The sequence below is a fragment of the Streptomyces sp. NPDC127119 genome (assembly GCF_042677425.1).
GTDB lineage: Bacteria > Actinomycetota > Actinomycetes > Streptomycetales > Streptomycetaceae > Streptomyces.
Map to the genome: position 1 here is coordinate 15034 of NZ_JBHXTO010000087.1, position 25903 is coordinate 40936.

The 25903-nt window shown below is 70.4% G+C and carries 16 protein-coding genes and 4 pseudogenes; 15 read left to right on the forward strand and 5 right to left on the reverse strand.

Annotation, left to right across the window (positions count from 1 at the left end; genetic code table 11):
• Nucleotides 1–91 precede the first annotated feature (91 nt).
• The 4 genes and pseudogenes from ACFVH5_RS29475 (at nucleotide 92) to ACFVH5_RS29490 (ending at nucleotide 3353) form a co-directional block, all read left to right on the forward strand.
• Complete coding sequence (locus ACFVH5_RS29475; protein WP_385836748.1) at nucleotides 92–433, forward strand: hypothetical protein; 342 nt, start codon at nucleotides 92–94, stop codon at nucleotides 431–433.
• Nucleotides 328–720 (forward strand): annotated as a pseudogene (locus ACFVH5_RS29480) (transposase); the annotation flags it as partial. The gene ACFVH5_RS29475 and the pseudogene ACFVH5_RS29480, both read left to right, overlap by 106 nt.
• A 198-nt stretch (nucleotides 721–918) precedes the next feature.
• Nucleotides 919–1110: pseudogene (locus ACFVH5_RS29485) on the forward strand (monooxygenase); the annotation flags it as partial.
• 86 nt (nucleotides 1111–1196) lie between these two features.
• Complete coding sequence (locus tag ACFVH5_RS29490; RefSeq protein WP_385836749.1) at nucleotides 1197–3353, forward strand: MMPL family transporter; 2157 nt, start codon at nucleotides 1197–1199, stop codon at nucleotides 3351–3353.
• A gap of 296 nt (nucleotides 3354–3649) precedes the next feature.
• On the opposite strand, the gene ACFVH5_RS29495 is transcribed toward ACFVH5_RS29490, so the two are convergent.
• The 3 genes and pseudogenes from ACFVH5_RS29495 to ACFVH5_RS29505 form a co-directional block, all read right to left on the reverse strand.
• Nucleotides 3650–5125 (reverse strand): ATP-binding protein, encoded by a 1476-nt coding sequence (locus ACFVH5_RS29495; protein ID WP_385836750.1) that lies wholly within the window; start codon nucleotides 5123–5125, stop codon nucleotides 3650–3652.
• The gene (locus tag ACFVH5_RS29500; RefSeq protein WP_385836751.1) at nucleotides 5122–5805 is read right to left on the reverse strand and encodes a response regulator transcription factor; all 684 of its coding nucleotides are present in this window, start codon (nucleotides 5803–5805) and stop codon (nucleotides 5122–5124) included. Before ACFVH5_RS29500 ends, ACFVH5_RS29495 begins: the two co-directional genes overlap by 4 nt.
• Nucleotides 5806–5932: 127 nt before the next feature.
• Nucleotides 5933–6240 (reverse strand): annotated as a pseudogene (locus tag ACFVH5_RS29505) (transposase); the annotation flags it as partial.
• Nucleotides 6241–6632: 392 nt separating this feature from the next.
• On the opposite strand from ACFVH5_RS29505, the pseudogene ACFVH5_RS29510 reads away from it, so the two are divergent.
• From ACFVH5_RS29510 to ACFVH5_RS29525, 4 genes and pseudogenes are all read left to right on the forward strand, one after another.
• Nucleotides 6633–6812 (forward strand): annotated as a pseudogene (locus ACFVH5_RS29510) (hypothetical protein); the annotation flags it as partial.
• A gap of 95 nt (nucleotides 6813–6907) precedes the next feature.
• Nucleotides 6908–8038, forward strand: a complete 1131-nt coding sequence (locus ACFVH5_RS29515; RefSeq protein WP_385836752.1) for an amidohydrolase family protein — start codon at nucleotides 6908–6910, stop codon at nucleotides 8036–8038.
• 956 nt (nucleotides 8039–8994) lie between these two features.
• The gene (locus ACFVH5_RS29520) at nucleotides 8995–9813 is read left to right on the forward strand and encodes an ANTAR domain-containing protein (RefSeq protein WP_385836753.1); all 819 of its coding nucleotides are present in this window, start codon (nucleotides 8995–8997) and stop codon (nucleotides 9811–9813) included.
• A gap of 185 nt (nucleotides 9814–9998) precedes the next feature.
• Nucleotides 9999–10289: a hypothetical protein gene (locus ACFVH5_RS29525; protein ID WP_385836754.1), complete on the forward strand. Its 291-nt coding sequence runs from the start codon at nucleotides 9999–10001 to the stop codon at nucleotides 10287–10289.
• Between the two features lie 644 nt (nucleotides 10290–10933).
• Here ACFVH5_RS29525 and ACFVH5_RS29530 read toward each other — a convergent pair.
• Nucleotides 10934–12022 (reverse strand): alcohol dehydrogenase catalytic domain-containing protein, encoded by a 1089-nt coding sequence (locus tag ACFVH5_RS29530; protein ID WP_385836755.1) that lies wholly within the window; start codon nucleotides 12020–12022, stop codon nucleotides 10934–10936.
• Nucleotides 12023–12123: 101 nt separating this feature from the next.
• Here ACFVH5_RS29530 and ACFVH5_RS29535 point away from each other — a divergent pair, with 101 nt between their 5' ends.
• The 4 genes from ACFVH5_RS29535 (at nucleotide 12124) to ACFVH5_RS29550 (ending at nucleotide 16884) form a co-directional block, all read left to right on the forward strand.
• A complete protein-coding gene (locus ACFVH5_RS29535) occupies nucleotides 12124–13017 on the forward strand; it encodes a LysR family transcriptional regulator (RefSeq protein WP_385836756.1) in 894 nt (297 codons plus the stop codon).
• Nucleotides 13018–13601: 584 nt separating this feature from the next.
• Nucleotides 13602–14822, forward strand: coding sequence for a metallophosphoesterase (locus tag ACFVH5_RS29540; protein ID WP_385836757.1), 1221 nt, complete (start codon nucleotides 13602–13604; stop codon nucleotides 14820–14822).
• A 203-nt stretch (nucleotides 14823–15025) separates the two neighbouring features.
• Complete coding sequence (locus tag ACFVH5_RS29545; RefSeq protein ID WP_385836758.1) at nucleotides 15026–15832, forward strand: alpha/beta hydrolase; 807 nt, start codon at nucleotides 15026–15028, stop codon at nucleotides 15830–15832.
• 461 nt (nucleotides 15833–16293) lie between these two features.
• On the forward strand, nucleotides 16294–16884 hold the full coding sequence (locus tag ACFVH5_RS29550; protein WP_385836759.1) for a sigma-70 family RNA polymerase sigma factor: 591 nt from the start codon (nucleotides 16294–16296) through the stop codon (nucleotides 16882–16884).
• A gap of 71 nt (nucleotides 16885–16955) precedes the next feature.
• Here ACFVH5_RS29550 and ACFVH5_RS29555 read toward each other — a convergent pair whose 3' ends face one another.
• Nucleotides 16956–18395: a hypothetical protein gene (locus tag ACFVH5_RS29555; protein ID WP_385836760.1), complete on the reverse strand. Its 1440-nt coding sequence runs from the start codon at nucleotides 18393–18395 to the stop codon at nucleotides 16956–16958.
• A 356-nt stretch (nucleotides 18396–18751) separates the two neighbouring features.
• On the opposite strand from ACFVH5_RS29555, the gene ACFVH5_RS29560 reads away from it, so the two are divergent.
• From ACFVH5_RS29560 to ACFVH5_RS29570, 3 genes are all read left to right on the forward strand, one after another.
• The gene (locus tag ACFVH5_RS29560) at nucleotides 18752–20878 is read left to right on the forward strand and encodes a hypothetical protein (protein ID WP_385836761.1); all 2127 of its coding nucleotides are present in this window, start codon (nucleotides 18752–18754) and stop codon (nucleotides 20876–20878) included.
• Between the two features lie 153 nt (nucleotides 20879–21031).
• Nucleotides 21032–21325, forward strand: coding sequence for a WXG100 family type VII secretion target (locus ACFVH5_RS29565; RefSeq protein ID WP_210891234.1), 294 nt, complete (start codon nucleotides 21032–21034; stop codon nucleotides 21323–21325).
• A gap of 140 nt (nucleotides 21326–21465) precedes the next feature.
• Entirely contained in the window at nucleotides 21466–25854 is a 4389-nt protein-coding gene (locus tag ACFVH5_RS29570; protein WP_385836763.1) for an FtsK/SpoIIIE domain-containing protein, read from the forward strand.
• Nucleotides 25855–25903: the final 49 nt, after the last annotated feature.

Below are 25903 nucleotides of genomic sequence, written 5' to 3' on the forward strand. Positions count from 1 at the left end.
CAGAAGGAGAAACTTTCTTATGGTGAGCGGTGGCCAAAGGGGTTGCGCCTTCACTTTCGACGGCCGGTCGTTGACCATCGCCCGGCCTGGGATGCCCTGGCGCAGCAAACGGGTCGAACTGCTGCCGCTCTCCCGGCTCCGTGCCTGCTACCTCCGCACGTCGGAGAGCCACGACATCGAAAGCCTCAACTTCTCTCTGGTGTACGACACCGACACGGTGCTGATCGGCATCAACCGGCAGTACTACGAAGGCGACGCCCATTGGTTCGCCAAGTACCTCCGCGAGGCGATCCGCGAGCGGCTGCGCCGCGTCTTCAAGAACTGGCTGTGCATCGCCGGCACCCAACAAGCCGTCCAGCGCGGCCTGCACATCGTCGGCGTCGACCAGATCGTCGACTGCCACCCCATCCTCGAACGCGCCCTCCACCACTGACCGCCCGGAGGTCCAGTCCGGCACAGGTAACGGCTGCCGTCCGAGAAACCGCTCACGCAACTGAACACGCGGACCACGCCACGCACCGGTTGATGCTGGATGGCGGCCGCAAGTCCGTTCAGGCCATGGCGTCTCGGTTGCCGGACGGCAACGAGCAGAACCTGCAGCAGTTCGTGAATCAGTCGACCTGGGATCCGGTGCCGGTGCCGGTGCCGGTGCCGGTGCAGCAGCGGATCGCTGAACGGATGCTGCCGCTCGTCGCTCCGACGGCCTGGGGCATCGATGACGCCCACAGGTACGTCGCCGACATGCTCGCCGGCATGGACGTCCGGTACGACCACCGGCTCGTCGGCACCCTGTGCCCGGACATGAAGACATGAGGGTGACGCTGGAGCGGCCCGACCGGACGTCGTCACCGCGGTGACCCGGCCGGCGGACCTGCTGCGTGAGGGTCGTGGGCTCCTGCCCGACCTCGCGACCGGGCGGAGGTCCGCGACGTCGCGGCCGTGTGGACCGGACAGTTGAACGCCGTCACCGCCCGCACGAACCAGGTGGACGTCGACGCGTTGCTCATCCGGCCCGACTGCTGTGTCGCCTGGGCCCTGCCTACCGGGCAGGACCTCGACGCCACCACGCTGGTGCGTGCGCTGGGCACCTGGTTCGGCCAACCGGTCTGAGCACCGTATTAACAGTCGTCTCAGGTTCGCTCGGTACGAAATAGGCATCCCGTTAAGCGATGTAACTCGTATGTAGGAGGCTAGTGATGGCAGTCAACTCAGCGCCGTCCGGGCAAGCTCCGGCCGGTCGGTTGGCAGGCCGGTGGGTGCCATGGTTGGTGATTGGCCTGTGGCTGGTGCTGGCGGCGGGCATGGTGCCGCTGAGCGGAAAGTTGAGCTCGGTCACCACCGACAGCGCAGTGGACACCCTGCCGGCCAGTGCCGAGTCCACCAAGGTGGCGGTGCTGGACGACAGTCTCCCCGGCGGTGACAACAACACGTTCGTCTTCGTGTACCACCGCTCCGGCGGCATGACCGACGCCGACCGCGCGACGGTCGAGCGCCACTACAACACCCTTGCCAAGCGGTACCCGCCGAAGGCGAAGAGCGCCGCCGGTGAGGACGACGAGGGCTCACCGGCGAACCCCTCCACCGACCGCAAGGCGATGATGTTCACCCTTGAGGTGAGCACGGCCTACGGCGCACCGGAGGACCTCGTCGGCCCGTTGCGTGACGCCGCGAAGGACCGCCCCTTGGGCCTGGAACTCGACGTGACCGGCCCGGGCGCGATCGACGGCGACATGGATGCCGTCTTCGACGGCATCGACGTGCAGGTCCTCCTCACCACCATCGTCGTCGTCACGCTCCTGCTCATCCTCACCTACCGCAGCCCGGTGTTGTGGATCATCCCGCTGGTGGCCGTCGGCGCGGCCGCACTGACCTCGATGGGGACCGTCTACCTGCTCGTCAGGGGCTTCGGCATCGTGGTCAACGACCAGAATTCGGCGCTGCTGACGATCCTGGTGTTCGGCGTCGGCACGGACTACGCGCTGTTGCTCATCGCTCGCTATCGGGAGGCACTGCACCACCATGAGAACGTCCGGGTCGCGATGGTCCACGCGCTGCGCTGCGCGGCGCCGGCCATCGTCGCGTCCGCGGCCACCGTGGTCGCCGGCCTGCTGTGCCTGCTCGTCGCGGACCTGAACAGCACCAGCGGATTGGGTCCGATCGGTGCGGCCGGCATCCTGTGCGCGCTGGTGGCCATGCTGACGCTGTTCCCGGCGGTGCTCGTGGTGCTCGGCAGGCGGATCTTCTGGCCGGCCATCCCGCGGCTCGGCATGGCCGTGGAGGAGAAGCCGGGGCTGTGGGGACGGCTCGGCATCGCCATCAGCCGCCGCCGGTGGGTGGCGACGCTCGGCTCGCTCGGAGTCCTCGGCGTGCTCGCCCTCGGGCTGGCGGGCAACACCGGCGCCCTGCGGGAGCAGGACCAGTTCCTGTCCGCGCCGGAGTCGGTCACCGGCTTCACCGTTCTGCGCCAGCACTTCCCGGAGCTCGGCGGCCAGCCGATGACGGTCTTCACGCGGCCTGCACACCAGAAGCAGGTGCTCGACATCGTCAAGGGCACCCGCGGTGTGGCCCAGGCCGTCCCGGAGCAGACCAGCCGTGGCTGGGCCAACATCTCCGTGTTCCCGAAGGACGCGCCGGACACCGCCGCGGAGTACGACACGATCAAGCGGGTACGCACCGCCGTGCACGCGGTGAGCGGGGCGGAGGCAATCGTCGGCGGGCCGAGTGCGGAGAACCTCGACACCGAGGTGACCACCAAGCGCGACGAGAAGCTGGTGATCCCGCTGGTGCTCGCCGTCGTCCTGATCGTCCTCGGGCTGCTGCTGCGCGCGATCGCGGCTCCGCTGGTCCTGATGGCCACCGTGGTCGTCTCATTCGCCGCAGCCTTCGGCGGCAGCGTGTTCGTCTTCGACACGATCCTCGGGTTCAAGGGCATCGACTATTCGGTGCCACTGCTGGCATTCCTCTTCCTGGTGGCACTCGGCGTCGACTACAACATCTTCCTGACCAGCCGGGCCCGGGAGGAGACCGTGCGTCTCGGCACCAGAGAGGGCATGCTCAAAGCCCTCTCCGCCACCGGTGGCGTCATCACCTCGGCAGGCCTGGTCCTGGCGGCCACGTTCGCGGTCCTCGCCACACTTCCGCTGGTGATGCTGATCGAGGTCGGGTTCCTGGTCGCTTTCGGCGTGCTCCTCGACGCCCTGCTGGTGCGGTCGGTCCTGGTGCCCGCCCTCACCTTGCTGATCGGCCGCCGGATCTGGTGGCCGAGCCGGCTGTCCCGGCCGGCGGCTGAAGTGCCGGACGGTCAGCAGACACTCGCCGACGACGAGGAACAGGAGCCCGCGCTGCAACGGTGAGCGCGGCGGCACGGACGAGATCCGGGACGGGGCCCCAGACCCGTCCCGGATCTTTTCCATTGGCCCGACGGTCGCCGCCCTTTGGTCCTGCGCCACACGCCAGGGACGGGGTCGGCGCACCGTGTCCTGCCCGGTGGTGGGCCGCGCGAGCCATTGCCCGACGGTCGCCACCCTTGGTCCTGCGCCGTGCGGCCGGGGCTTGGGATGCGCATCGCGGTGTCCTGCCCCGACGGTGAGCCGCCGGGGCCATGCCTGAGGACCGCCGCCCCTGTCCCGCGCCGCGCCGCCGGGGCGGGTCAGCGCACCGCGGTGTCCTCCCCGGCCGTGTCCTCCCCGGCGGCGCGGCGCGCGACCGGGGCGACCGGGGCGAGCGGGGCCGCGGCCGGAAGGTCGACCCGAAGCAGCGCGCCACCGCGTGCGGAGCGGGCGACGGTGGCCCGGCCGCCGTGGGCATCGACGACCCGCTGCACGATCGACAGCCCCAGACCGGATCCCGGCAACGCCCGGGCGCTGTCAGCACGGTAGAACCGGTCGAACACCCGCGGTACGTCGGCCGCGTCGATACCCGGCCCGGCGTCGTCGACCTCCAGCACCGCCGACGCGCCCTCGGCACGGAGCCGGACCTGGACCGGCTGGTCCTCGGGGGACCACTTGCCGGCGTTGTCGATGAGGTTGAGCACCGCCCGCTCAAGCGCAGCGGGACGCCCGCTCACCCACACAGAGGTCACGTCGAGCGCCATCTCGACGTCGGGCACGCGGGAACCCGCCCGGGTCGCAGCGGCCACCACCACGTCGGCGAGGTCGAGCACCTCGGTGCTCTCGTCGCTGACGTCACCGCGCGCCAGGTCGGTCAGCTCGGCGGCAAGGGTGCTCAACTCGGCCACCTGGGCGCCGAGATCGTTGAGCAGCCGGGTCCGGCTCTCCGCCGGCAGTGCGCTGTCCAGGGTGCCGCGCCGATCGAGCCGGATCAGCAGCTCGACGTTGAGGCGCAGGCTGGTGAGCGGGGTCTTGAGCTCGTGGGCGGCGTCCTCGGCGAGCAGCCGCTGGGCCCGCCGGGAGTCCCGGAGCGCGGCGAGCATGTCGTTGATCGACTGGATCAGCCGCCGGATCTCCCCACCGCCCTCATCCGGGATGTCGGCGTCGAGATCCCGGGTGTGCGCGACATGCACCGCGGCGGCGGTCAGCCGGTCGAGCGGTGCCAGCCCGGTCCGCGCCACGGTCCTTCCGACCAGGGCGCCGCCGACCACGCAGAGCAGCCCGATCAGCAGCATGCCGAACCCGAACTGGTTGATCGGGCTGTCGTCGACGACGTGGGCCACCTGGACCGCGCCGTCGCCCGCCCGCAGCGTGTAGATGACGTAGCCGTCCTCGTCGCTGTCGTTCGACTCCATCAGGTCGGCCGACGCGCCCTGCGCCACGCGCCCGGCGTCCTCGCTGACCGGGGGCAGCGCGGGTTGGCCGACCGGCGTCCGGATCGAGCCGTCGGACAGGATGACCCGCACCAGCCGACCGGATCCGGGATACGGCGGTAGCTGGACCCGCGCCAGACCGGCGCGCTCCGCGTTCGCCGCCAGGACGCGGGAGTCGGCGCGCACCTGATTCTCGGCGGTGTCCTTCAGCTCCAAATCCAGTAGCTGGCTGGCCACCTGGAAGGCCACGAACACGCTGACCGCGATGGCCGTCGCCGCGATCACCGTCAGCCTGGCCCGCAGGGACCATCGGCGCCACCATCGGGTCAGCCGGCGCGGTTCCCGGCCAGGGTGCCTGCTCACGGAGGTGTCTCCCGCAACGTGTATCCCAGGCCGCGCAGCGTGTAGATCAATCGCGGCTCACCCTCGGCCTCCATCTTGCGGCGCAGGTAACTCACGTACACCTGAAGGTTGTTGGCGGTGGAGCTCATGCCGAACCCCCAGATCGCCCCGAACAGCGCGTCGCGGGTCACGACCCGGGTCGCGTTGCTCACGAGGACCTGCAGCAGGGAGAACTCGGTGCGGGTCAGGCGCAGCGGTCGCGCGCCCCGCCACGCCTCGAACCTGTCGGGATCGAGCCGGACGTCGGCGAACGACAGGATCTGCGACTCGTCGTCGGTCGGCATGCGCCGGCGCAGCAGGGCCCGCACCCGGGCCAGTAACTCCTCGGTGGCGAACGGCTTGGGAAGGTAGTCGTCGGCGCCCGCGTCCAGCCCCGCGACCCGGTCGGAGACCTGGTCGCGGGCGGTCAGCATCAGCACCGGCAGATCCCGGCCCGCGGCCCGCAACCGCCGGCAGGTCTCCAACCCGCCGAGGCGGGGCATCATCACGTCGAGGAGCAGCAGATCCGGCGCGTCGCCGCCGACTCCGTCGAGCACGGCGAAACCGTTGGCGACGGTGCTGGTGTCGTAACCCTCGACCTGGAGCACCCGCTCCAGCGACTCACGGATGGCCGCCTCGTCATCCGCGATCATGATCCGCACGCCGGCCCGCCCCCCTCCAGTCGATACTTTTTCCGCTCATTGTCCCCGATCAACCTGAGGCCAGGATTAGAGCGTCGCCGCTGTGGTGCCCGCGGGCCGTGCTCTTCCGGATGCCCAAGATCGTGCCCTACGTGGTGCGGCGGACGAGGCGCTGGTAGCGGCAGGGGGTGGTGGAAAGTCCGGGAAATGCCCGGTAGTTGCGTGGCAGACGCTCGTATCGGGGACTGCGTCTGCGGTAACCGGACAGCCATGACATCGTGTGCTCGATCACCCACCTCCGACGCCCTGATCGCTCGCTGGATTCGATGTCTTTCCGGGCGATGAGCACTCCGATACGTTTCCAGCGGAGCCGTCTGCGCAGGTCGGCGCGGTCGTAGGCTTTGTCTGCTGTAGGCGCTGGGGCTTGGAGTACCGGCCGCGGTGAGGGTCGTGTCTCCTCACGTTGTTCTGGGGCTGACTCCGGTCACTCGTAGGCTCGGAAGGCCCGGGGATGCTGGGTGTGGCTGTGTGTCTCCAGCCCAGTGGTGACTTCCAACGATTGGCCACCCGGCATCCCGCGATGACCCGCGCGGGATCTGTCGCAGCGTGTGGTCAACGCAGAGAATGCATTGCTCGAACTGCTCAGCCATGTGCGGGTGTTGAGCGACGGTGAGCCGGTGACGTAGGTGATGTGCCCTTCAGCCGGTTCACCGCGGCGACGACATTGCGGTCGAGCTGCGGTTTCTCACCTCACGTCGCCTGCACCTGGCTGCGGACTCCTGCTGGACCTCGTCGACCGGGCGGAGATCCACGACGCCGCGGCTGCGTGGACCTGACGGGTCAACACCGTCACCGCCCGCACGGACCGGGGGGATGTCGACGCCTTGCTGATCCGGCCCGACGGCTGTGTCGCCTTGCCCGTGCCCACCGGGCAGGTCCTCGACGCCACCACGCCGGTGCGTGCGCTGGGCACCTGGTTCGCCAACCGGCCTGAGCGCATTAACGTTCGTCTCAGGTTCGCTCGGTAGGAAGTAGGAATCCGGATAAGCGAGGTACCCGTCGTGGCTTGCAGACGGATGCCGCCCGGATACCGCACTACACAAAAACCCGAGGAGAAACTGACATGAAGTCCAACGCAAACCCTGTGAAGCGCCTCGCGACGGGACGCCGCGGCTTCTTAGCCGGTACGGCAGCACTTGGCATCGGTGCCGGCTTGTCCACGCATGCCATCGCCTCCCATGTGGCAGCGGACGACGAGACTACGAATTTTTCACAGCGAGACCAGGACCTGCCCTTCATCGGCACGGAAGAGACCTTTTCCACCCATGAGTTGATGGTACTGAACGACAGGCTGTTCCTTGAAGATACTGGTCTTGCCGAACTCGGCCCGCGCCGCATCGGCGCAATGGACAAGGCGGGACTCAACGTTCAAATCCTCTCCGCGCACACGCCAGGCGTGCAGAATGTCAAAGGTCAGAAAGGCATCGATTTTGCGTATCGTCTCAACAAGCTGCTTGTCGATGGACCGATGGCCACCTACCCGGGGCGGTTCGAGGCATTTGCAACCTTGCCTCTGCAGAATCCGGAGGCCTCGGCAGACGAACTGGAACGCACAGTTCGGGAAGATGGCTTCCTGGGATGTCTGACCAATGGAATCATCGGGACGAAATTCCTCGACCATCCAGACTTTGAGCCCCTGTTGGCGCGCGCCGAAGCCCTTGATGTGCCGATATACATCCATCCGGGCCTGCCGCCTGACGAGGTTTTCGAAATCTACTACAGCAATATGCGGCCGGAATACCAGAAAGAGTTCCAGGACCAGGTTCTCAGCATCTCTGCATATGGATGGCACCAGGAAGTCGTCACCCAGTGCCTCCGGATGGTCACCTCAGGAGTATTCGACAGGCATCCCAAGCTCCAGATCATCATCGGCCACATGGGCGAGGGTCTTCCGTTCTTCTACGAACGCGTCGTGGAGAAGATGAGCGAAGTAACCAAGAAGAGCCTGGACAAGCCGTTCGAACAGTATTTCCACGACAATTTCTGGTTCACGACCAGCGCATTCCCCCAGACAGAGCTGCTCGATCTCCTGTTGAAGCACATAAGTGTGGATCGAGTGATGTTCGCAACCGACTACCCGTTTGCGGATATGAAAACTCAAACCGACTGGTTCCGGGGAGTCGCTCTGCAACGCGATGCCAAGGAAAAAATTGCGTACCGAAATGCGGAAAAACTGTTCGGAATCAAAGTCTGACACGTGGCGACGGCCAGAGTGATGCCCGTGAAGTGACCGCGCCGGCGTCGGCAGAAGCGGAGTTTTCCCGCGCGAGAACGACTCCAGTTTCACGGCTGCGCTGGTGAACCTGGAGTGCTGCCTGAACTCAGGTAACCGGGATGGTCCTGTCCTGCTGCGCTGCCTACTGCTCGAAGGTGGTCGTGGTCAGGTCATAGCGGGCCGCGTGCGGGGTGGCCGATACGGTTATTCCAGGTCTGGCTGTCCGCCGCAGGTGCGCCTAGGTGCTGCTCCTGCTCCTCCCGGGAGATGGAGACGGCGGTGATCTCGCGGCCGGCTGTCTTGGAGAGGACGTCCACGATCTCGGGGGGCTACAGCGCGTCGCCCGCGAACTCGATCTCGGCTTCGTCACACGTGACGGCGATCAAGAGATCGTGCACGCCCGTCTGTCGTCGCTCCCTCTTCGGCTCGCGTCGCGGTGTCACCACAGTCCTTTGGCGACGGCAACGGAGGCATCATCGTGGTGCTTCCCGGTGCTGCGCAGGAGGTGGCCCGCGATCACGGCCGCGGAGTGCCCGAAAAGGCCGGGAAGCGCCTTGGGACTCCATCGTTCGCTCAAACCGTCGGAGTGCATGACCAGCCTGCTTCCGGGGAGGCAGCGTGGGCCATGACGGGGTCGAAGGAGTTGACCACGCCCACCCGTCCGTCGCCGCGCTCGGAGCGGGTGGCCTGGTCGCGCTGGATTACCGTCCTGCGGTTTTGGGCCGGGTTCGGGGGCCGCGTTCTCGGTCATGGCCGTCTCCTCAAGGCGCCCTTGGCCGGAATTCAACAGTGCCGCTGCGTCGCCTCAGGCATGCACGGTTCGGATAGACCCTGCGCGCATCGGATAGAGGGGAGACAATCGCGCGCAGTTCATTGGATCCATGACCGAACACCACCACCTCACAGAACCCTCAGCGTGCCCGGTAGCGTGCGCCATGCCGTTCGGTGAAGGAACCGGGCAGCTGACGGCCCAGGTCCGGCGGCTGGCGGCGTTCGACGGCCATGATCTGCTGGACCTGCTGTACGACCTCACCGTCCAGGTCCTCGCCTTCCTGCCCGTGGACGCGGCCGGCGTCACCCTGCTGATCGACACGACGGGACCTGTCCCCGTCGCGGCCAGCGACGAACGCTGCTGGCGTCTACTCACGGCCGAGCACGACCTGGGAGAGGGACAGACCATCGACAGCGCGCCCGGACACTCCCCCCGCACACACACCCCGCCCAACGGAAACTCTTTCCCGGTTCTCACCTCGTTGGCACCCGATTCGCCGGGGGCACAGCGGTGGCCGTACTTCGCGGACCAGGCTCGCCAGGAAGGTGTCAGGGAGCCGCCGCCGTCCTGCTGGGACCAGCACGAGCGCCGCCTCGCCGTACTCACCCTCCACACCGCGAAACCGAGGCCCTTCACCACCTACGACACCGCTCCCGCCCGGCTGCTCGCCGACGCCTGTACGCAGGCCATGCTGCGCCGGCAGCCCGACGGCCGGATGCCCGCCTGGCAGCGCCGCACCGCGGACAACAGCATCATCATCGAGCAGGCCAAAGGAGTCCTCGCCCAGCGCCACGGCCTGCACCTGGACGACGCAACGAAGCAGCTCCGCCGGCAAGCACTCGCCGACAACCGCACACTGACCGCCACGGCCACCGGGATCGTCCGCAGCACCCCGCACGACCCCCTCGCTGACCGCGCACGCGATAGCGTCAATGGGGACTGCTGTCGCCCGCCCCACAAGGCGGTGAAAACCCCCTGCTGAACAAGGTGGAGCTCGACGACCGACCCCTCGCGCCAGCCGTCGGCGCGGTTCTCGTCACAGCGTTCGGTCTCACCAAGGCGGACGTTCTCGCACCGGGCACGTCCCCGTTCTGCAGTGGAGGTTCCTCCGTCAGCCGCGCGGGGGGGGCGCGGGCGAGCAACCCGCAGGGCACTACGGCGATGTGGGTGCGAGACCGACTCGACGGGCTGTGGTGCGACGAGGAATTCGCAGACTGGTACCCCAGGGACGGCCGCCCCGGACTTTCGCCCGCTCAGCCGGCCACCGTGTGCGTGCTGCAGTTCCTGCTCAATCCGTCCGACCGAAAGGCCGCCGAGGCTGTGCTCTGCCGCCGCGATTTCACGTACGCCCTGGCCAAGCGATGTCTGCTTCCCGCCGAGCACCTCTTGGACGGCGGTTACCTCTCGGTGGCCCTCCTCGACCAGGCCGGCCGCACCCACGGCGTCACCCTCATCTGACCGGTGAAGGCCAGCGACAGTGGCAGCCCAACGAGCAGACCGGCTTCGCCCGCGACGACTTCACCATCGACCTCGCGAATCGGCAGGTCGCCTGTCCACGCGGCCAGGCCACCAAGAGCTGGGGGAGGCTCCGGCTCAAGCCCCCTACATCGCCGCCCGCTTTCGCCCCCGCCATTACGACCCCTGCCCGGCCCGGTCGTCATACGCTCGCGGCCGTGCTGCCCGCACGGTCTGCTTCCTTCCCCAACAACCGCATGGACTCCAGGCGCGTAACCGCGCCGACCAGCAGGACCCCGCTTGGCGCCAGCTCTACGCCGTGCGCTCCGGAGTCGAGTGCACAATCGCCGAGTCGGCCACCGGGCGCGGCGCTGCCGTTACCACGGCCTTGCCACGACTCACGTCCAGCACGTCCTGACCGCGATCGCCGTGAACATCGAACGCCTTACCGCACAAGATCCCCAGAACGCCACCCACCGCCCTCGCCGAGCGACAGCGTTTCAGCCATGCCTTGTGTCGCACGACTTCCCCCGCCCCTTGTGGTGGCGCCAAGGAAAGTTGATCCCCACCCAAGATCCCCGACAGAGTCGCTCACTGAGACCTCTGCACATGATGCGGGTGCAGCCGCTGGGATTCGGTGGGTCGTGTCAGCCGGGCGATGGGGTGAGTGCGGTGCGGTCGAACGGGCCGCCGTGCGCGGCGGCGTATGCGATGGCGTCGTTGACGGCGTCGAGGCCGAACGAGCGGACCCGTTCGGGGGCGAGGTCCACAGCGCCCGAGGCGAGGAGCCGGATGATGCCGACATTGGCTGTGCGCGGGTACATCCACTGCCCGCGTACGGTGATCGAATTGCGCATGATCCATGGGTACGGCAGGGCGAGGTCGTCGCCACCGAGCATGCCGACGCCGCCCATGAGGACGACGCGGCCATATTCGCGCACGGTCATGGCCGCCGCGCGCGACACCGAGCTGGGTGCGCTGGGTGGGAGCAGGTCGATCACCATGTCGACCGGCCCGCCGGCCGCATCCAAGATTGCCGCGCGGTCGGTGGCCTCGTCCGCGGTCAGCGGGACAGGGCGCAGCCGCGGGCCGAACCGGTCGGCCAGGAGGTCGAGTGCGGCCCGGTTGCGGCCCGGGGCGATCACCCGGCCCGCACCCATGGCGAGGGCGACCGCGACCGCGCTGCTGCCGAGGTTGCCGGTGGCGCCGCTGACCAGCAGTGTCTCGCCTGCTGCGAGTTGGCCTGCCAGCAGTCCGCCGTAGGAGATGGCGTGGACCGTGAGCGCCGCCCAGCGGGCCGGATCGTCTCTGGCCGCGGGGGGAAGCGGGAAGACGTTCTCGGTCGGGACTCGCATGAGTTCGGCGAACGCGCCGTCGTGCAGGTGGCGGGCGAGCTGTGCGCCGCCCTCGCCGCGCGAGCTCCAGCCCTGGAGCGTGATGTCAGGTGTCAGGGCGTCGTCGCGTGAGCGCACCGTCGAGTCGCACCACACCAGGTCGCCGACGCGCAGCCGGGTGGCGTCCGGACCGATGTGGAGGATTCGGCCCACACCGCCGACGCCGGGCACGACAGGGGGTACGAGGGGGTAGTTGCGTCTGCCGCTGAAGACGTCGGCCGCGTAGGGCGCCACGCCGGCGGCGAGCACCTCGACCACCACCTCGCCGTCTCCGGCCTTGGGGTCGGGCAGCTCCCGCACTGTGAGCGGGGCGCCGAACTGCGTCAGAACTGCTGCTCGCACGTGATGGCCTCCTGGTTCGTCCGTGCTCGTGGGATCGACGTTAGGAGCTGGACGGGTATGCGGGAAGCGATGATCTGGCATGTGTGGTATGCGTAGGCCGCATGGACATCTCCAGTGCGGGACTGCGGGTACTGCGGCAGATCGCCGAGTCGGGCAGTTTCACCGCGGCGGCCACCCACCTCGGCTACACCCAGTCGGCCGTCTCACGCCAGGCCGCCGCCCTCGAACGCAGCGCCGGTGCCGTCCTGTTCGAGCGCCGCCCGGACGGGGTGCGGCTGACCGCGTCCGGCCTGACCCTGCTGCGGCACGCCCACACGGTCCTGGCCTCGCTCGCGGAAGCCGAGCGCGAGCTCGCCGGCGTCGACTCCCGGACCGAACGGGTGCGGCTGGGGGTGTTCCTGAGCGCGGGGGCGGCCATCCTGCCCGCCGCGCTCGCACGGTTGGCGGAGGCCGGCCCGCCCGTCACGGTCACCACCAGCGAGGGCACCACACCCCGTCTGGTCCGGGCGCTGCGTGCAGGGTCGCTCGATCTCGCCGTGCTGACGTCCCGCCCGCCGCACCGGCCCTTCGACGGCGACGCGCCGCCTCTGCACGTCGAGACCGTCACGGACACCGAACTGGTGGTGGCGGTGCCGTCGACCGGAGAGTTCGCGGGACGCACCACGGTGCACGTCGACGAGCTGGTGGACGCCGGGTGGATCGCCGGCCCCTCGTCGAGGGTCGAACCGCTGCTCGGTGTCTGGCCCGGTCTGCCCGGACGGCCACGGATCGTCCACTCCGTAGGCGACTGGCTGACCAAACTCCAGCTGGTCGCCGGCGGCTTCGGCGTAACGACGGTGCCGTCCCGGCTCTCACCCCTGCTGCCGCCCGGGGTGAGTCTGCTGCGCGTGGACGGCGCACCGCCCGAGGTCCGCCGGGTCCTCGTGGCGCGCCTGCCCGGCCGCCCCACCCCGGCGATCACGGCCGTCACCCGAGCCATCACGTCGACCGCCTGAACCACCGCAGCCGCGCACGAGCGCGTGCATCCCTCAGCTCCTCGCGAGCAGGCACCACAGCCATCACCGGCCTGCTCTTCGCGGTAATGGCGACGGCGCCGGTGACACCACTGGTCCTCACCGAAGCCGGGGAGAACACAGCGGTGCTGATCGATCCCGGCCCGGGGCCAGGTGTGGACCCCGCACGGCATCTTCGTTTGACCCACGCGCGAGGCGACCTGCTCACCGGACTGCTCTCCGGAGGCCGTGGGGCCAAATCCTGCCCCGTGAGCCGGACGGTGCGCGTGCCCGCCTGGCGGATCGTCGCGGGTGAGGTTGCGCGGGCAGCGCTGTTCGGTTGAGGTCTGACAGGGTGACCGGTCACACGGCAGTCAGGCGCCCTTCGGAGCCCACCGTCGCGTGCCCGAGTTCCCTTCTCATTTCCTGGTGGCCCCCGGGCTCGTTCCTGTTGCCCCCCGGGCACGAGGTCGATCTTGTCCTCCTGGTCCGCTTGGTCCTTTCAGGTCCCTTCGAACCGTGTCCGGGTCGGTCGGGGGTGACCGGATACAGTGCGCGGGACGGCCGCCCGGCCAAGGAGGGGAAGCGTGACCGACACCAGTAACACCCGGCCCACCGACAGTGAGGCACAGGCCGAGCGGCCGAGCCTGCTGCACCGCCTGATGCGTTATCTCCCCCTGATCGCCCCCGTCCTGCTGTGGGCCGTGCCGTGCTGGGTGCTCCTGTACGCCGGACAGGAGTGGCCGTTGCCCGTCACGCTCGCCGGCACCGCCCTGTTCGTCCTCGGCCTCGTCGTCATGCCGCTCGCGATGGCGCGCGGTCACGGCCGACGCCAGCAGGACCGGGCGGCGATCGTCGGTGACACCCTGCTGGGCGCCAGTTGGACCCTGTTCACCTGGTCCGTGCTGCTCGGCGTCCTCCTGCGGCTCGCCCTGACCGTGGCCGGTGTCGGCGAGAGCCAGGACCGGGCCCGGATCGTCACCTGGGCCGTCCTCGGCGTGACGGTCGTACTGCTCGGCTGGGGATACGCCGAGGCCCGCCGGGTTCCGCGGGTACGCAGTCTCGACGTGCGGCTTCCCCGCCTGGGATCCGGGCTGGACGGCCTTCGCGTCGCCCTGATCACCGACACGCACTACGGCCCCCTCGACCGCGCCCGCTGGTCGGAGCGGGTGTGCGAGACGGTGAACACCCTGGACGCCGACCTCGTCTGCCACACCGGAGACATCGCGGACGGCACGGCCGAACGCCGTCGTGCCCAGGCCGCCCCGCTCGCCACCGTGCAGGCGACCCGGGCCCGGGTGTACGTCACCGGCAACCACGAGTACTACAGCGAGGCCCAGGGCTGGGTCGACCTGATGGACGAACTGGGCTGGGAGCCGCTGCGCAACCGCCACGTGCTGCTCGAACGCGGAGGCGACACCCTCGTGGTCGCCGGCGTGGACGATGTCACCGCCGAGTCCTCCGGCCTGGCCGGACACGGCGCCCACCTCGACGGAGCACTCGACGGCGCCGACCCCGAACTGCCCGTCCTGCTCCTGGCCCATCAGCCCAAGTTCATCGACCGGGCCGCGGCAGGAGGCGTCGACCTCCAGCTCTCCGGCCACACCCACGGCGGCCAGATCTGGCCCTTCCACCACCTCGTCCGCCTCGATCAGCCCGCCCTCGCCGGGCTCAGCCACCACGGCCCCCGCACCCTCCTCTACACCAGCCGCGGCACCGGCTTCTGGGGCCCTCCGTTCCGCGTCTTCGCCCCCAGCGAGATCACCCTGCTCGTACTCCGCTCCCCGCAGCAGCCCACCTCGACGTAACGGAGTAGCGGAGGCACCGAGTCACGGAGTAGCGGAGTCACGGAGTAGCGACGTAACGGCAATGGACTGGCCGACCGGCGGAGCTCGGCAGTCGTGCGTGTCGCGTGCCATGGAGTCATCTGACGGATTCAGCGGTGCGGGCGGCGGTCAAGACTGAGCTGGTAGCACCGCAAGTCTTCGTCCCCACTCCTCAGGAGCAGACCGTGTCGGCCTCGTTCGTACCTGTCGTCTTCATCCATGGGCTGTGGCTGCACGCATCGTCGTGGCAGCCATGGCAGGACCTGTTCTCCGAGCACGGCTTCGATCCTGTCGCGCCGGGCTGGCCCGGCGAGGCCGCGACCGTGGCCGAGGCGAGAACCCGGCCCGAGGCCGTGGCCGGCTTCGGGATCGACGACGTCACCGCCCACTACGCCGAGGTCGTACGCGGCCTGGACCAGCAACCGCTGCTGATCGGCCACTCCTTCGGCGGACTGATCGCGCAGAAGCTGCTCGGCCAGGGGCTCGGCCGGGCCGCGGTCGCCATTGATCCGGCCCAGATCAAGGGGGTCAAAGCCCTTCCCTTCGCGCAGTTGAAGGCCGGGTTCCCGGTGCTGGGGAACCCCGCGAACCGGAGCAGAGCGGTGTCGCTGACGGCCGAGCAGTTCAGGTACGGCTTCGGAAACGCGGTGCCGCAGGCCGAATCGGACGAGCTGTTCGACCGCTACACGATCCCGTCGCCCGGGCGACCGCTCTTCGAGGCGGCCTTCGCCAACTTCGCTCGGAACTCCGCCGCGAAGGTGGCGACGGACCGCTCCGATCGCGGGCCGCTGCTGTTCATCTCGGGGCAGGCCGACCACACCGTCCCGGACGTGGTGACCCGCTCCGCCCACCGTCTGTACCGCGGCTCGTCCGCCGTCACCGAGCTCAAGCAGTTCCCGGACCGTGGTCACTCCCTGGCCATCGACCAGGGCTGGCGCGACGTGGCCGACCACGTCCTCGACTGGTCGAAGCGGCACGCCGTCCAGGCCTGAATGCCATAACCGGATGTAACGAGCCGTGACAAACCGACTGCCCAGCACGTCAGGGGCAGTCGGTTTGTCGTGTGTCCCCCACTCCGACAGCCAGACAGGCGGACGGGCGGGCAGGCGGGCAGGCGGGCGGGCAGGCGGGGGGCAGAAAGGCCGTAGGAAAGGGGGATGTGCATGAACGTTGTCGCGCACTGTGTCGTGTACCGGGCAGACAGTGCCGGGTCGCCAGGTCCGGCACACGGCTCCGGTCCCGGCCGGACCCCGGCCCGGGCGGCCGGTGAACACCGGACAGCGGGGCATCCACCTTCTCGGCACTGGTTGGTCACCGGTGTCTTCCTAGGCTCCTGCTGCCGCACACCGACGGGGTGATCCCACAGGTGAGGCGGTACGCACCGGCCTCTTTGCCCTGATCCGTCGACCGCACACGGACCGCACGGGCAAACCTCCCCCTCAGGATGCGCCCCATGACGCCCTCTGCCCCGTCCCCTGCCTTGGCCCCCGCCTCGTCCCCCGCCCCGTCCTCTCCCCGGCTCGACGAGGTGCAACAGCACAACGTGCAGGCGTTGTTGGCCGAGCACCGGCCGGCGGTACTCGCCTACGCGGAGAAGCTCCTCGGCGACCGGCACGCCGCCGAGGACGTCGTCCAGGAAGTCCTCATCAGGGCATGGCACCACATCGACCGGCTGATGTACCGCTCCGGTTCCGTGCGCGGCTGGCTCATCACCGTGACGCGCAACCTCATCATCGACCGGCTGCGCAGCGCGGCCTCGCGCCACGAACTGGTCGGCGCCGAGGACACGGACATCGCGCAGCGCGATCACGCCGATGCCGTGGTGGCCTCGATCGAGACCACCGCCCTGATGCGCCGACTGCCCCTGGAACACCGGGAGGTGCTGTTCCACACCTACCTCTGCGGTCGTACGGTCCGGGAGACCGCCCAGCTGATGGGGGTTCCGGCGGGCACCGTGAAGTCCCGTCAGCACTACGCCCTCACCCGGCTCAGGCAGCGTTTCCACGGCGACAGCCCGGCCGTGGACCCGCGTACACCCGCGTAGGCCCGCGTACACCCGCGCGTAGGCCCGCGTAGGCCCTCCCGAGGCACGAGGCACGAGGCCCGAGGCACGGGTCACGCGGGTGCGGTGACCTTCACCCCGAGGAGCGGGAGTTCCACCGATCCCCCGGCCTCGGCGTGCCAACGCCATCGGGCGTCGGGGAGGTCTCCGCACACCAGGCCCGTCCACCCGGCGCCTCCCGGACCGCACAGTTCGAGGAGTTCCGCGATCTCGTGCCGGGTGGGGGTGCTCGCGACCACCACGACTCCGCGTACGGGGCGCCGTACCGCACCCGCGCGGACCGTGCCCGTGCCCCGCACGTCGCGGGAGGAGCGGTGTCCGTCCGACTCGGTCGGCTCGCGCAGCCCGGCGGGCAGGGTGAATCCCGCGCCCCCTTCCGCTCCTTGCCGCAAGGTCACCGGGATCTCCGGACGGCTGCGGGCGAGTTCGGCCAACAGACCGCTCACGACAGCCCGGCCGACCCCGGCGTCTCCGGTGACGCTCAGGACACCGTCCAGCCGGCTGAGGTCCACCAGCAGAGGAGCACCCTCCTCGTCGATGCCGACTCTCACCAGGCAGGCCGAACCGTCGGTGGAATCCGTACGGGCCGTGGTCGTCGCGTCGGCGCCGCGGCCGAGCCAGTCGGCCGCCTGGCGGCGCCAGCGGGCCGGGTCGAGCTGCTGCCAGGACGCGGGGACCGCGGCTGAGGCCTCGACCCACACCGTCGCCCCGGCGGTATCCACCCGCAGCGCGTGCACGGCTGTCTCCGGGCGGCCTTCCGAACCGGCGAACTCCCGCAGCACGGCATAGGCCCGCCGGACCGGATCGGCGTCGCCGGAGAACCTGGCGGAGAGGGCCACGCGTTGACGCAGGCGACGGCGGCGGCGAGCGGGTTCGCCCAGCCTGCGCAGCTGACGGAGGAACGCCCGCCAGGTGCTCCGTACCCGCTTCCTGGCGAGAATGGCCGCGGTGACCAGGGCCAGCAACACCGCTCCGGCGACGGCCAGCAGAGCCGGCAACGGCACGACGACGGTGGTGGTGGCGGAGTCGGGCTGTGCTCCCGTGTCGCCGGGGGCCGCCTCCTGCGGTGGTGTGGCGGGTGCGACTGTCTCCGCACCGGCCCCGGTCTCCTGTGCCACCTGCACGTCCGGTCCGGTGGCGTCCTCGGGGAGCCTGAGGATCCAGCCGGGGCGGAGCGCGTCGCCCTGTGCGGTGAGCGCTCCTCCGTCGGGCTGGGAAAGACCGCGGTTGAGGTCGAAGATCTCCGCGGCCCTGGCGGAACTGCCGAGAGTGCGGGCGGCGATCGACTCCAAGGTGTCGCCACCGGCGGTCCGCACGACGAACACCTTGACGGTGTCGCCGTCCGCGGCGGTCGCCCGGCCCGTCGTCACCCCTGAGGCCAAGGCCGTGACGAGGGCGAGAACGATCAGCAGTGCCGCCCCGCCATGGGTGAACAGTGCCCGCCGCACACCCCGTGGCCGGCCGGATCCGTTCGTGTCCGCTGAGCCCATCATGATCGATCCATCCGTGTCTCCCGGTGTACGTGTCCGCGCTGGGCGCGGCTGTGCTGGGCGCGGCTGTGCCGTGCGTGTCTGTACCGTGCGCGGCCGTCGTGCGTGTCTGTGCCGTGCGCGGCCGTCGTGCGGGACGACGGCGGCCGGGCGCGGGCGCATGTCACGGGGTACACGGCACCGCCGCGGGAAAGGTTCGCTTTCGACTCCCTCCCGTCCCCCGCCACTCCCGCATCGGCGAGGGGGGAGCGACCGCGGACGGACGGTCGGCCGGCCGCGAAGGACCGGTGTACGGGTGAACCACTCGGGCGGCTGTCTCGTGTACCTGCCGACCAGCAGCCGAATCCCCGGGAGATGCCGTGGCACGACAGCACGTTTCCGGCTTCGAGGTACTCGGCATGTCCGAGGACCCGACGCCCGGGGATCCCGACGAGATAGGCCGCCTGGAAGGCCGTTATCGCGACATCGGCGAGAAGGCCGAGGTCGCGGCCCGGCATCTGAGCGAGGGCGGCGCGGTGGAGAAGGGCACCGGCGACGCCATGACGGCACTGCAGAACAAACTCCAGGACCTGCCCGGCAAGATGCGCAGGACCCAGAAGTCCTTCCTCACGGCGGCCGAGGCGTACAAGGCCTACGCCGCCGCGTTGACGGAGAGCCAGGCCATGGTCGACCGGGCGATGAACGAGGCGCAGTCGGTCGCCGGCACCGCGAACCGCGTGCTCCCGGAACTGCCCACGGACCCCACCCCGGAGCAACGGACGGCCGCGACACAGCAGCGGGACCGGGTGTCCGCCGCCCAGGACGAGCTCAACTCGGCGAAACGACTGGCCGAGGACGCCCGTAATCTGCGCCAGGCGGCTTCGTCCAGGGCTCAGGACACCCTTGACGAAGCCGCCGGCGAGGCCATCCCGGAGCGCGACTTCTTCAAGAAGGTCGCCGACTTCTTCCAGGACTTCCCGTTCGTCCAGATCCTGCTGTCCATCATCATCGCGGTGACGTCGATCTTCTTTCCCGTGGTCGGATTCCTTCTGGGGCTCGCGACGTTCATCTTCAATCAGATCGTCGCGGGGCAGACCGGCGCTCTCAAACTCGGCGACCTCCTCATCGGGCTCGTCGCCCTGATACCGGGCGCCGCCGCGTTCAAGGTGGGGGGCGCCGCGCTGACCCGGGTGGCACCGGCGCTGAGCAAGCAGCTCGGCGGTCTCCTCACCAGAACCAGTGGCTCGTTCACGCGGCTCAGGGAAGCCTTCGCCGCGACGCGTGTCGGCGGGGCCCTGCTGGGCAGCACCACGGCGCGGATCGGAGGGGAGATCGTCGGCAAGTTCGCGGTGGGTGCCGTCACCGAACTCCTGGTCAAGGCTGCCAACCGCGACAAGATCACCGCGGGCAACATCCTGGCCGGTGCCGCGGCGGGTGCGGTGGCCGGCGGCCTCATCCGGGGAGGCGGCGCGATACGGAACCGGGGGGACAAGCCGACTCCTCGCGCGACGGCGCCGGACGCTCCCCCGGCCGCTCCCCCCGCCGCGAACGCTCCCCCCGCGGCGGTCCCGCCCGTGACGCCCGTGGCTCCGCCAACGACACCGCGAACGACTCCCCGTCCCCTGGACGACGTACCTGCCGCCCCGGCCGGGACGGCTCCCGCGCTCTCGCTCGGAGAGCGCTTCAAGGCCGGGCTCAAGGACCAGGCTGCGGAACTCGCCCCGGCCGGTGCGGAATCGGGCGCCAAGGTGATCGTGGCGGTCGGTGAGGGGACGCCGCTGAACGAGGCCGTTGCGGGCGAAGCGGCCAACTTCATTCCCAAGTCGCCCGGCCCGGCGGCCCACAGGGGGCTGGAAGCGCGAGCGGACCAGTTCCTGGGCCGGAGGACTCCGTCCGAGCCCGGGCCGTCCGCACCGTCGTCACCACCCTCGCCGCCCTCTCCTACCCCGCCGTCCTCACCGACCCCGACGCCTCAGCCGTCCCCGCCGTCGAGTCCGCGGCCTTCGGTGGGCGACGGTGGCCTCCCGGCCGACCGGCCCGCCACGCCGGTCCCGGTCCCGATCCCGACCCCGACACACCAGGACTCCCCGGTGTCTGCGGACGGCCCGCAGACGCCGACGCCCCCTGGGAGCCCACGTCCTTCGCCCGAGAACGGGCCGCCGCCTCCCTCCCCGGCCTCGGCCGATCCCACGGGTTCCACCGATTCCACCGACGGGTTCGCCGGCGCTCCTTCGTCGCCGACGACGGACGGATTCGTCACAGCGCCCTCGTCGCCGACGGCGGACGGATTCACCACGGCCCCCTCCTCCTCGACGGCGGACAGGTTCACCACCCCTCCCTCCTCACCGACCAGCGACGCGTTCACCACCGCGCCCTCCTCGCCCGTCAGCGACCGGCCGGACTCGTCCGACTCCCCGGCCTCGCCGACGTCACCGACCGCGCCCACCTCGCCCACCGCGCCGGCGGATGCGGCCGACGTCCCCCGTCCTCCCTCCCCCGGCGCCTAGAGCCACCGGACACAGAACCCGGAACACCGGACGCGGCCCGCGGCCCGCGGCCCGCGGGACACACGGCGCAGCACTCAGCGCGCAGCGCGCAGAGCCAAAAGTCTCCGCCCACTCCCTGGGCGGGTTTCCCACCCCTACGCAAGGAGCACAACCATGCCCAACTTCGCCGTCAACTCGGACGAGACCGCTGCCGCCTCGGCCTCCCTCCTCAACGACTTCTCGTCGCTGCAGGACAAGCTGACCGAGGTGCGCGGCAAGATCACCCAGCTGCTGTCCCAGGGCTACAGCACGCCCGCCGCACAGCAGAAGTTCCAGCCCTTCTTCGACGAGTTCGCCAAGGGCTTCGAGCAGGTGAACCAGGGACTTCAGGGGATCAGCCAGTACGTCAAGGCCGTCGGCGACGCCTTCTCGCAGACCGACGAGCAGCTCGGTTCCAACCTGGGCTGACGTCCCGCGTGACCCCGTAATCCCGTAACCCCGTCATCCCGTAACTCCGTTGCTCTGCAACCCGGTTCGCGCCTCCGTCGGCCCGTCATCCCGTCGCCCCGCCGTCACCCCCATGTGGAAGGACATCGATCACCGTGCGATTGAACGTCAGCGTCCGTGCCCCCCAGGACGAGGGGGTGTCCATCCCTGTCGTCGTCGACACCGAACCCTCCGCCCGGACGGGCCGGCTCGCGGCGGAACTCGCCCGTGCGGTCGGGCAGGACGGTGCCGGCGGAGGGTTCGGCGTCGACCCCGCCCTCTACATGGGGGCCGAACCCGTCGATCCGGACCTGACCCTGCAGGCCGCGGGGATACGCGACGGCATGGACCTCGGTCTCGGTGCGCCCCTTCCCTGGGCGCCCGAGCCCGAGGGCATGACGGAACTGCGGCTGGTCTCGGGGCCGGGGGCCGGCACCGTCTTCCGTCTGACGCCGGGCGAGTACGACCTGGGCAGCGCGCCGAACTGCCGTGTCCGGCTGGCTTCCTCGGTGCCCGCGTTCGCCGCCCGGGTCCAGGTCAGGGTGGACGGCACCGCGTTCGTCTCCCCCGGTGAGGCCGCGCAGCTGGACGGCCGGCCGCTGAGCGACGGGGCGGCCTGGCGGGCGGGCAGCCAACTGGCCGTCGGGGACGTCCTGCTGGAGCTGAGTTCGAGGACATCGGCCAAGGCGCCGCTGACCCCGTCCGACGACGGGCTGGGGCTGGAGTTCAACCGCCCGCCCCGCTTCCTGCCCACGCTCGGCAATCCCCGTTTCCGCCTGCCCTCACCACCCGTCAAACCCGACAAGCGCCCGATTCCCCTGCTGCCGATCCTGCTGCTGCCGGCGGGAAGCGCCGTCATCGCCATCTTCGTCACGGGGCGCTGGACCTTCGTCTTCCTGGCGCTGCTGTCACCGATCGCCGCCCTGGTCACCCAGTTCGGCGGCCGCAAGCAGGCGATGCTCAAGTACCAGGAGCAGTTCGCGGAGCACCAGCGCACGATGGAGCGTCTGCGGTCGGACATCGAGGACGCCGTACGGGAGGAACAGCGCGCCCTCAGGGCGGCGCACCCGGATCCTGCCGCGCTGCTCCAGATGGCCTCCCAGCCCTCGGAACGGCTCTGGGAACGGCGCTGGCAGGACGCGGACTTCCTCACCCTGCGGGTGGGTACCGCCGACATTCCGTCCTCCGTGAGCGTGGAGGACCCGACGAAGGACGAACACCGCCGCACGACGGTGCCCGGCCTCAACCAGGTCCCGGTCACCGTGCCCCTGAGACGTGCCGGAGTGGCGGGCATCGCCGGTCCGGGCTCCAGCGGGCTCGCCGGCTGGCTGGCGGCACAGGCCGCGAGTCTGCACAGTCCGGCGGATCTGCGGATCGTCGTGTTGGCCGGCCCCGACGCCGAGCGGGACTGGGCCTGGACACGCTGGCTGCCGCACTGCCGGCCGCAGTCCGAGGACACGTACGCGCTGGTGGGATCCACCGCCGACTCGCTGGCCCGGCGCATCGGCGAACTCGGCCAGCTCGTCGCGTCCCGTCTCGCCGCCGGGCCCGAGCTGCGGCGGGGCGGGGTGGCCGGACAGCCCGACGTCCTGGTGATCCTGGACCAGGCCCGCCGGGCCCGCTCCCTGCCGGGTGTCGTCGCTCTGCTGCGCGACGGCCCGTCGGTGGGGGTGCACACGATCTGCATGGACCGCGAGGAGCGTCTGCTGCCCGAGGAGTGCGGAGCCGTCGTGGTGCTGCCCACCGGGACCGACGGTGGTTCCCGGGTGCGCACCGGCGGGGGCGCGGCACTGGAGGACGTACGGACCGACGTTCCCGATCCCGGCTGGTACGACCGGCTGGGGCGGGTCCTGGCGCCGTTGCGGGGCGTGGGCGACTCGGACGAGAGCGTGCTCCCGGGCGCCGTGCGGCTGCTCGATCTGCTGGGCCTCGAACCGCCGACGGCGGAGGCCGTGGTGGCCGGCTGGGCGCTGTCGGGACGCAGCACCCGCGCGGTCATGGGCACCGGCTACGACGGCGACTTCGCCGTGGACCTGGTGCGGGACGGCCCGCACGGTCTGGTGGCGGGCACCACCGGTTCGGGCAAGTCGGAGCTGCTGCAGACCATCATAGCCACGCTCGCCGTCGTCAACCGGCCCGACGAGATGACGTTCGTCCTCGTGGACTACAAGGGCGGCAGCGCGTTCGCCGAGTGCGCGGAACTGCCGCACACTGTCGGCATAGTGACCGACCTGGACACGCACCTGGTCGAACGTGCGCTGGTCTCGCTGGGAGCGGAGCTGCGCCGCCGGGAGGCGATCCTGTCGGAAGCGGCGGCGAAGGACATCGAGGACTACCTCGACAAGCGGACCAGGGGCGGGGACGTGCTGCCGCCCCTGCCGCGACTGCTGCTCGTCATCGACGAGTTCGCCTCCATGGCGCGCGAACTCCCCGACTTCATCTCGGGGCTGGTCAACATCGCGCAGCGGGGACGGTCCCTGGGCATCCATCTGATCCTGGCCACGCAGCGGCCCAGCGGTGCCGTGACCGCCGACATCCGGGCCAACACCAACCTGCGCATCGCGCTGCGCACCACGGACACCGGTGAGAGCCGGGACATCATCGACGCCCCCGAGGCGGGCGAGATCTCCTCCGCGACACCCGGCCGCGCCTACGCCCGGCTGGGCCCTTCGGCGCTGCTGCCGTTCCAGGCGGCCCGGGTGGGCGGCCGAAGTCCCGCGGCGGCGGCCGTGGTGGACACCGAGGTGCCGGTGCGGGCCCGCACGCTGAGCTGGCAGGAGCTGGGCGGGCCGGTGGCCCGCAGGCCAGGCTCCTCCGCCGGGAACGTCTCCGCCGTCACGGATCTCTCCACGCTGACCTCGGCCGTCGCCCGGGCGGCCCGGCTCGCGGAGGTGGCACGCCAGCCGAGCCCCTGGCTGCCCGCGCTGCCGGACGTCCTCGCCTGGACACCCGCGCAGTCCCCCAAGCCGGTCGCCGACCGCGAGGCGTCGCTGCCCGCCGTCGCCTACGGTCTGGTGGACCTGCCGGCCGAACAGAACCGCAGTCCGCTGGTGTTCGACCTCGACCGGGCGGGCCATCTGCACATCGTCGGCTCCGCCCGCAGTGGCCGCTCACAGGCGCTGCGTACGCTGTCGGCGGCGCTGGCCCAGGCGCACGGGGTGGAGGACGTGCATCTGTACGGCATCGACTGCGGCAACGGCGCGCTGAACGCGTTGACCGCGCTGCCGCACTGCGGTGCCGTCGTGGACCGCAAGCAGACCGAGCGGCTCAACCGCCTGCTCGACCGGCTCGTCGCCGAACTCAGCTCGCGTCAGACGCTGTTGGGTGCGCGCGGGACCGCCGACCTCGCCGAGCTGCGGAGCATGGCGCCCGCGGACGAGCGGCTGCCGCACATCGTGGTGCTGGTGGACCGGTTCGAGGTCTTCGAGCGCGAGTTCGCCACGTTCGACAACGGCAGTTTCCTGGAGCGCATGCTCAAGCTCCTCAGGGACGGGGCGGGCGCGGGCATCCACGTGGTGCTGGCCGGCGACCGGGTGCTGGGCAGCGGCCGGTTCGCCGGGACGACCGAGGACAAGCTCGTCCTGCGGCTCAACGACCGCTCGGACTACGGCACGGTGGGCGTTCCGTCCCGGTCGGCGCCGACCGATCCGGCGCCGGGCAGGGCGCTGCGGGCCCAGGATCTGAGCGAGGCGCAGATCGCCGTGCTGTCGACGGACCTGGCCGGCACCGCGCAGGCCCAGGTGCTCACGGAACTGGGAGCCGCTCTGGCCCTGCGGGAGGCGGAGGTTCCCGACGCCCGGCGTCCGGCGCGGCTGGACGTCCTGCCCGACCGCATCTCGTACGCCGATGCCACGGCGCTGCACACCGCGGGAGGTCCGCTGCGTCCGCTGGTCGCGGTCGGCGGCGACACGCTGGTCTCCCTGGGTCCCGATCTGGCGGACGTGCCCACGTTCGCTATCGCCGGCCCGCCGCGCACCGGCCGCAGCACCGCTCTGCTGAGCGTGGCGTGTTCCGTCCTGGCGGCCGGCAGCGGTGTCATCGTGCTCGCTCCGCGCAGGTCACCGCTGCGTGAACTGGCGGGGCGGCCGGGTGTCGTCGCCGTTCTCACCGAGGCGGACGTGTCGACCGCCGTGTTCCGCGAGACGCTCGGAAGCGTCCCTCAGGAGACCGCGGTGATCCTGGTGGACGACGCCGAACTCTTCATGGGCGCGGAGATCGACCCCGATCTGGCGTTGCTGGCGCGCGGCGGAGCGGGGGCCGGCTGGGGGCTGGTCGTGGCGGGCAACGCCGAGTCGCTGTCCCTGAGTCTCGCGGGCTGGGTGGGTCAGGTGAAGCGGAACAGGTCCGGCATGCTGCTCTCTCCGCAGAGTCTGAGCGACGGCGATGTCGTGGGCGTGCGGCTCACCCGCGGGCTCATCGGCGGTGCTCCGCAGGCGGGACGCGGTCTGCTCCACCTCGGGGACGGCACTCTGGCCGCCGTACAGGTTCCGGCCACGAGCCCCGAGGACTGACGCCGGCGGACAGCGGCGCGACGAGGAGTGGGGTGGAGGCCGGTCGGCC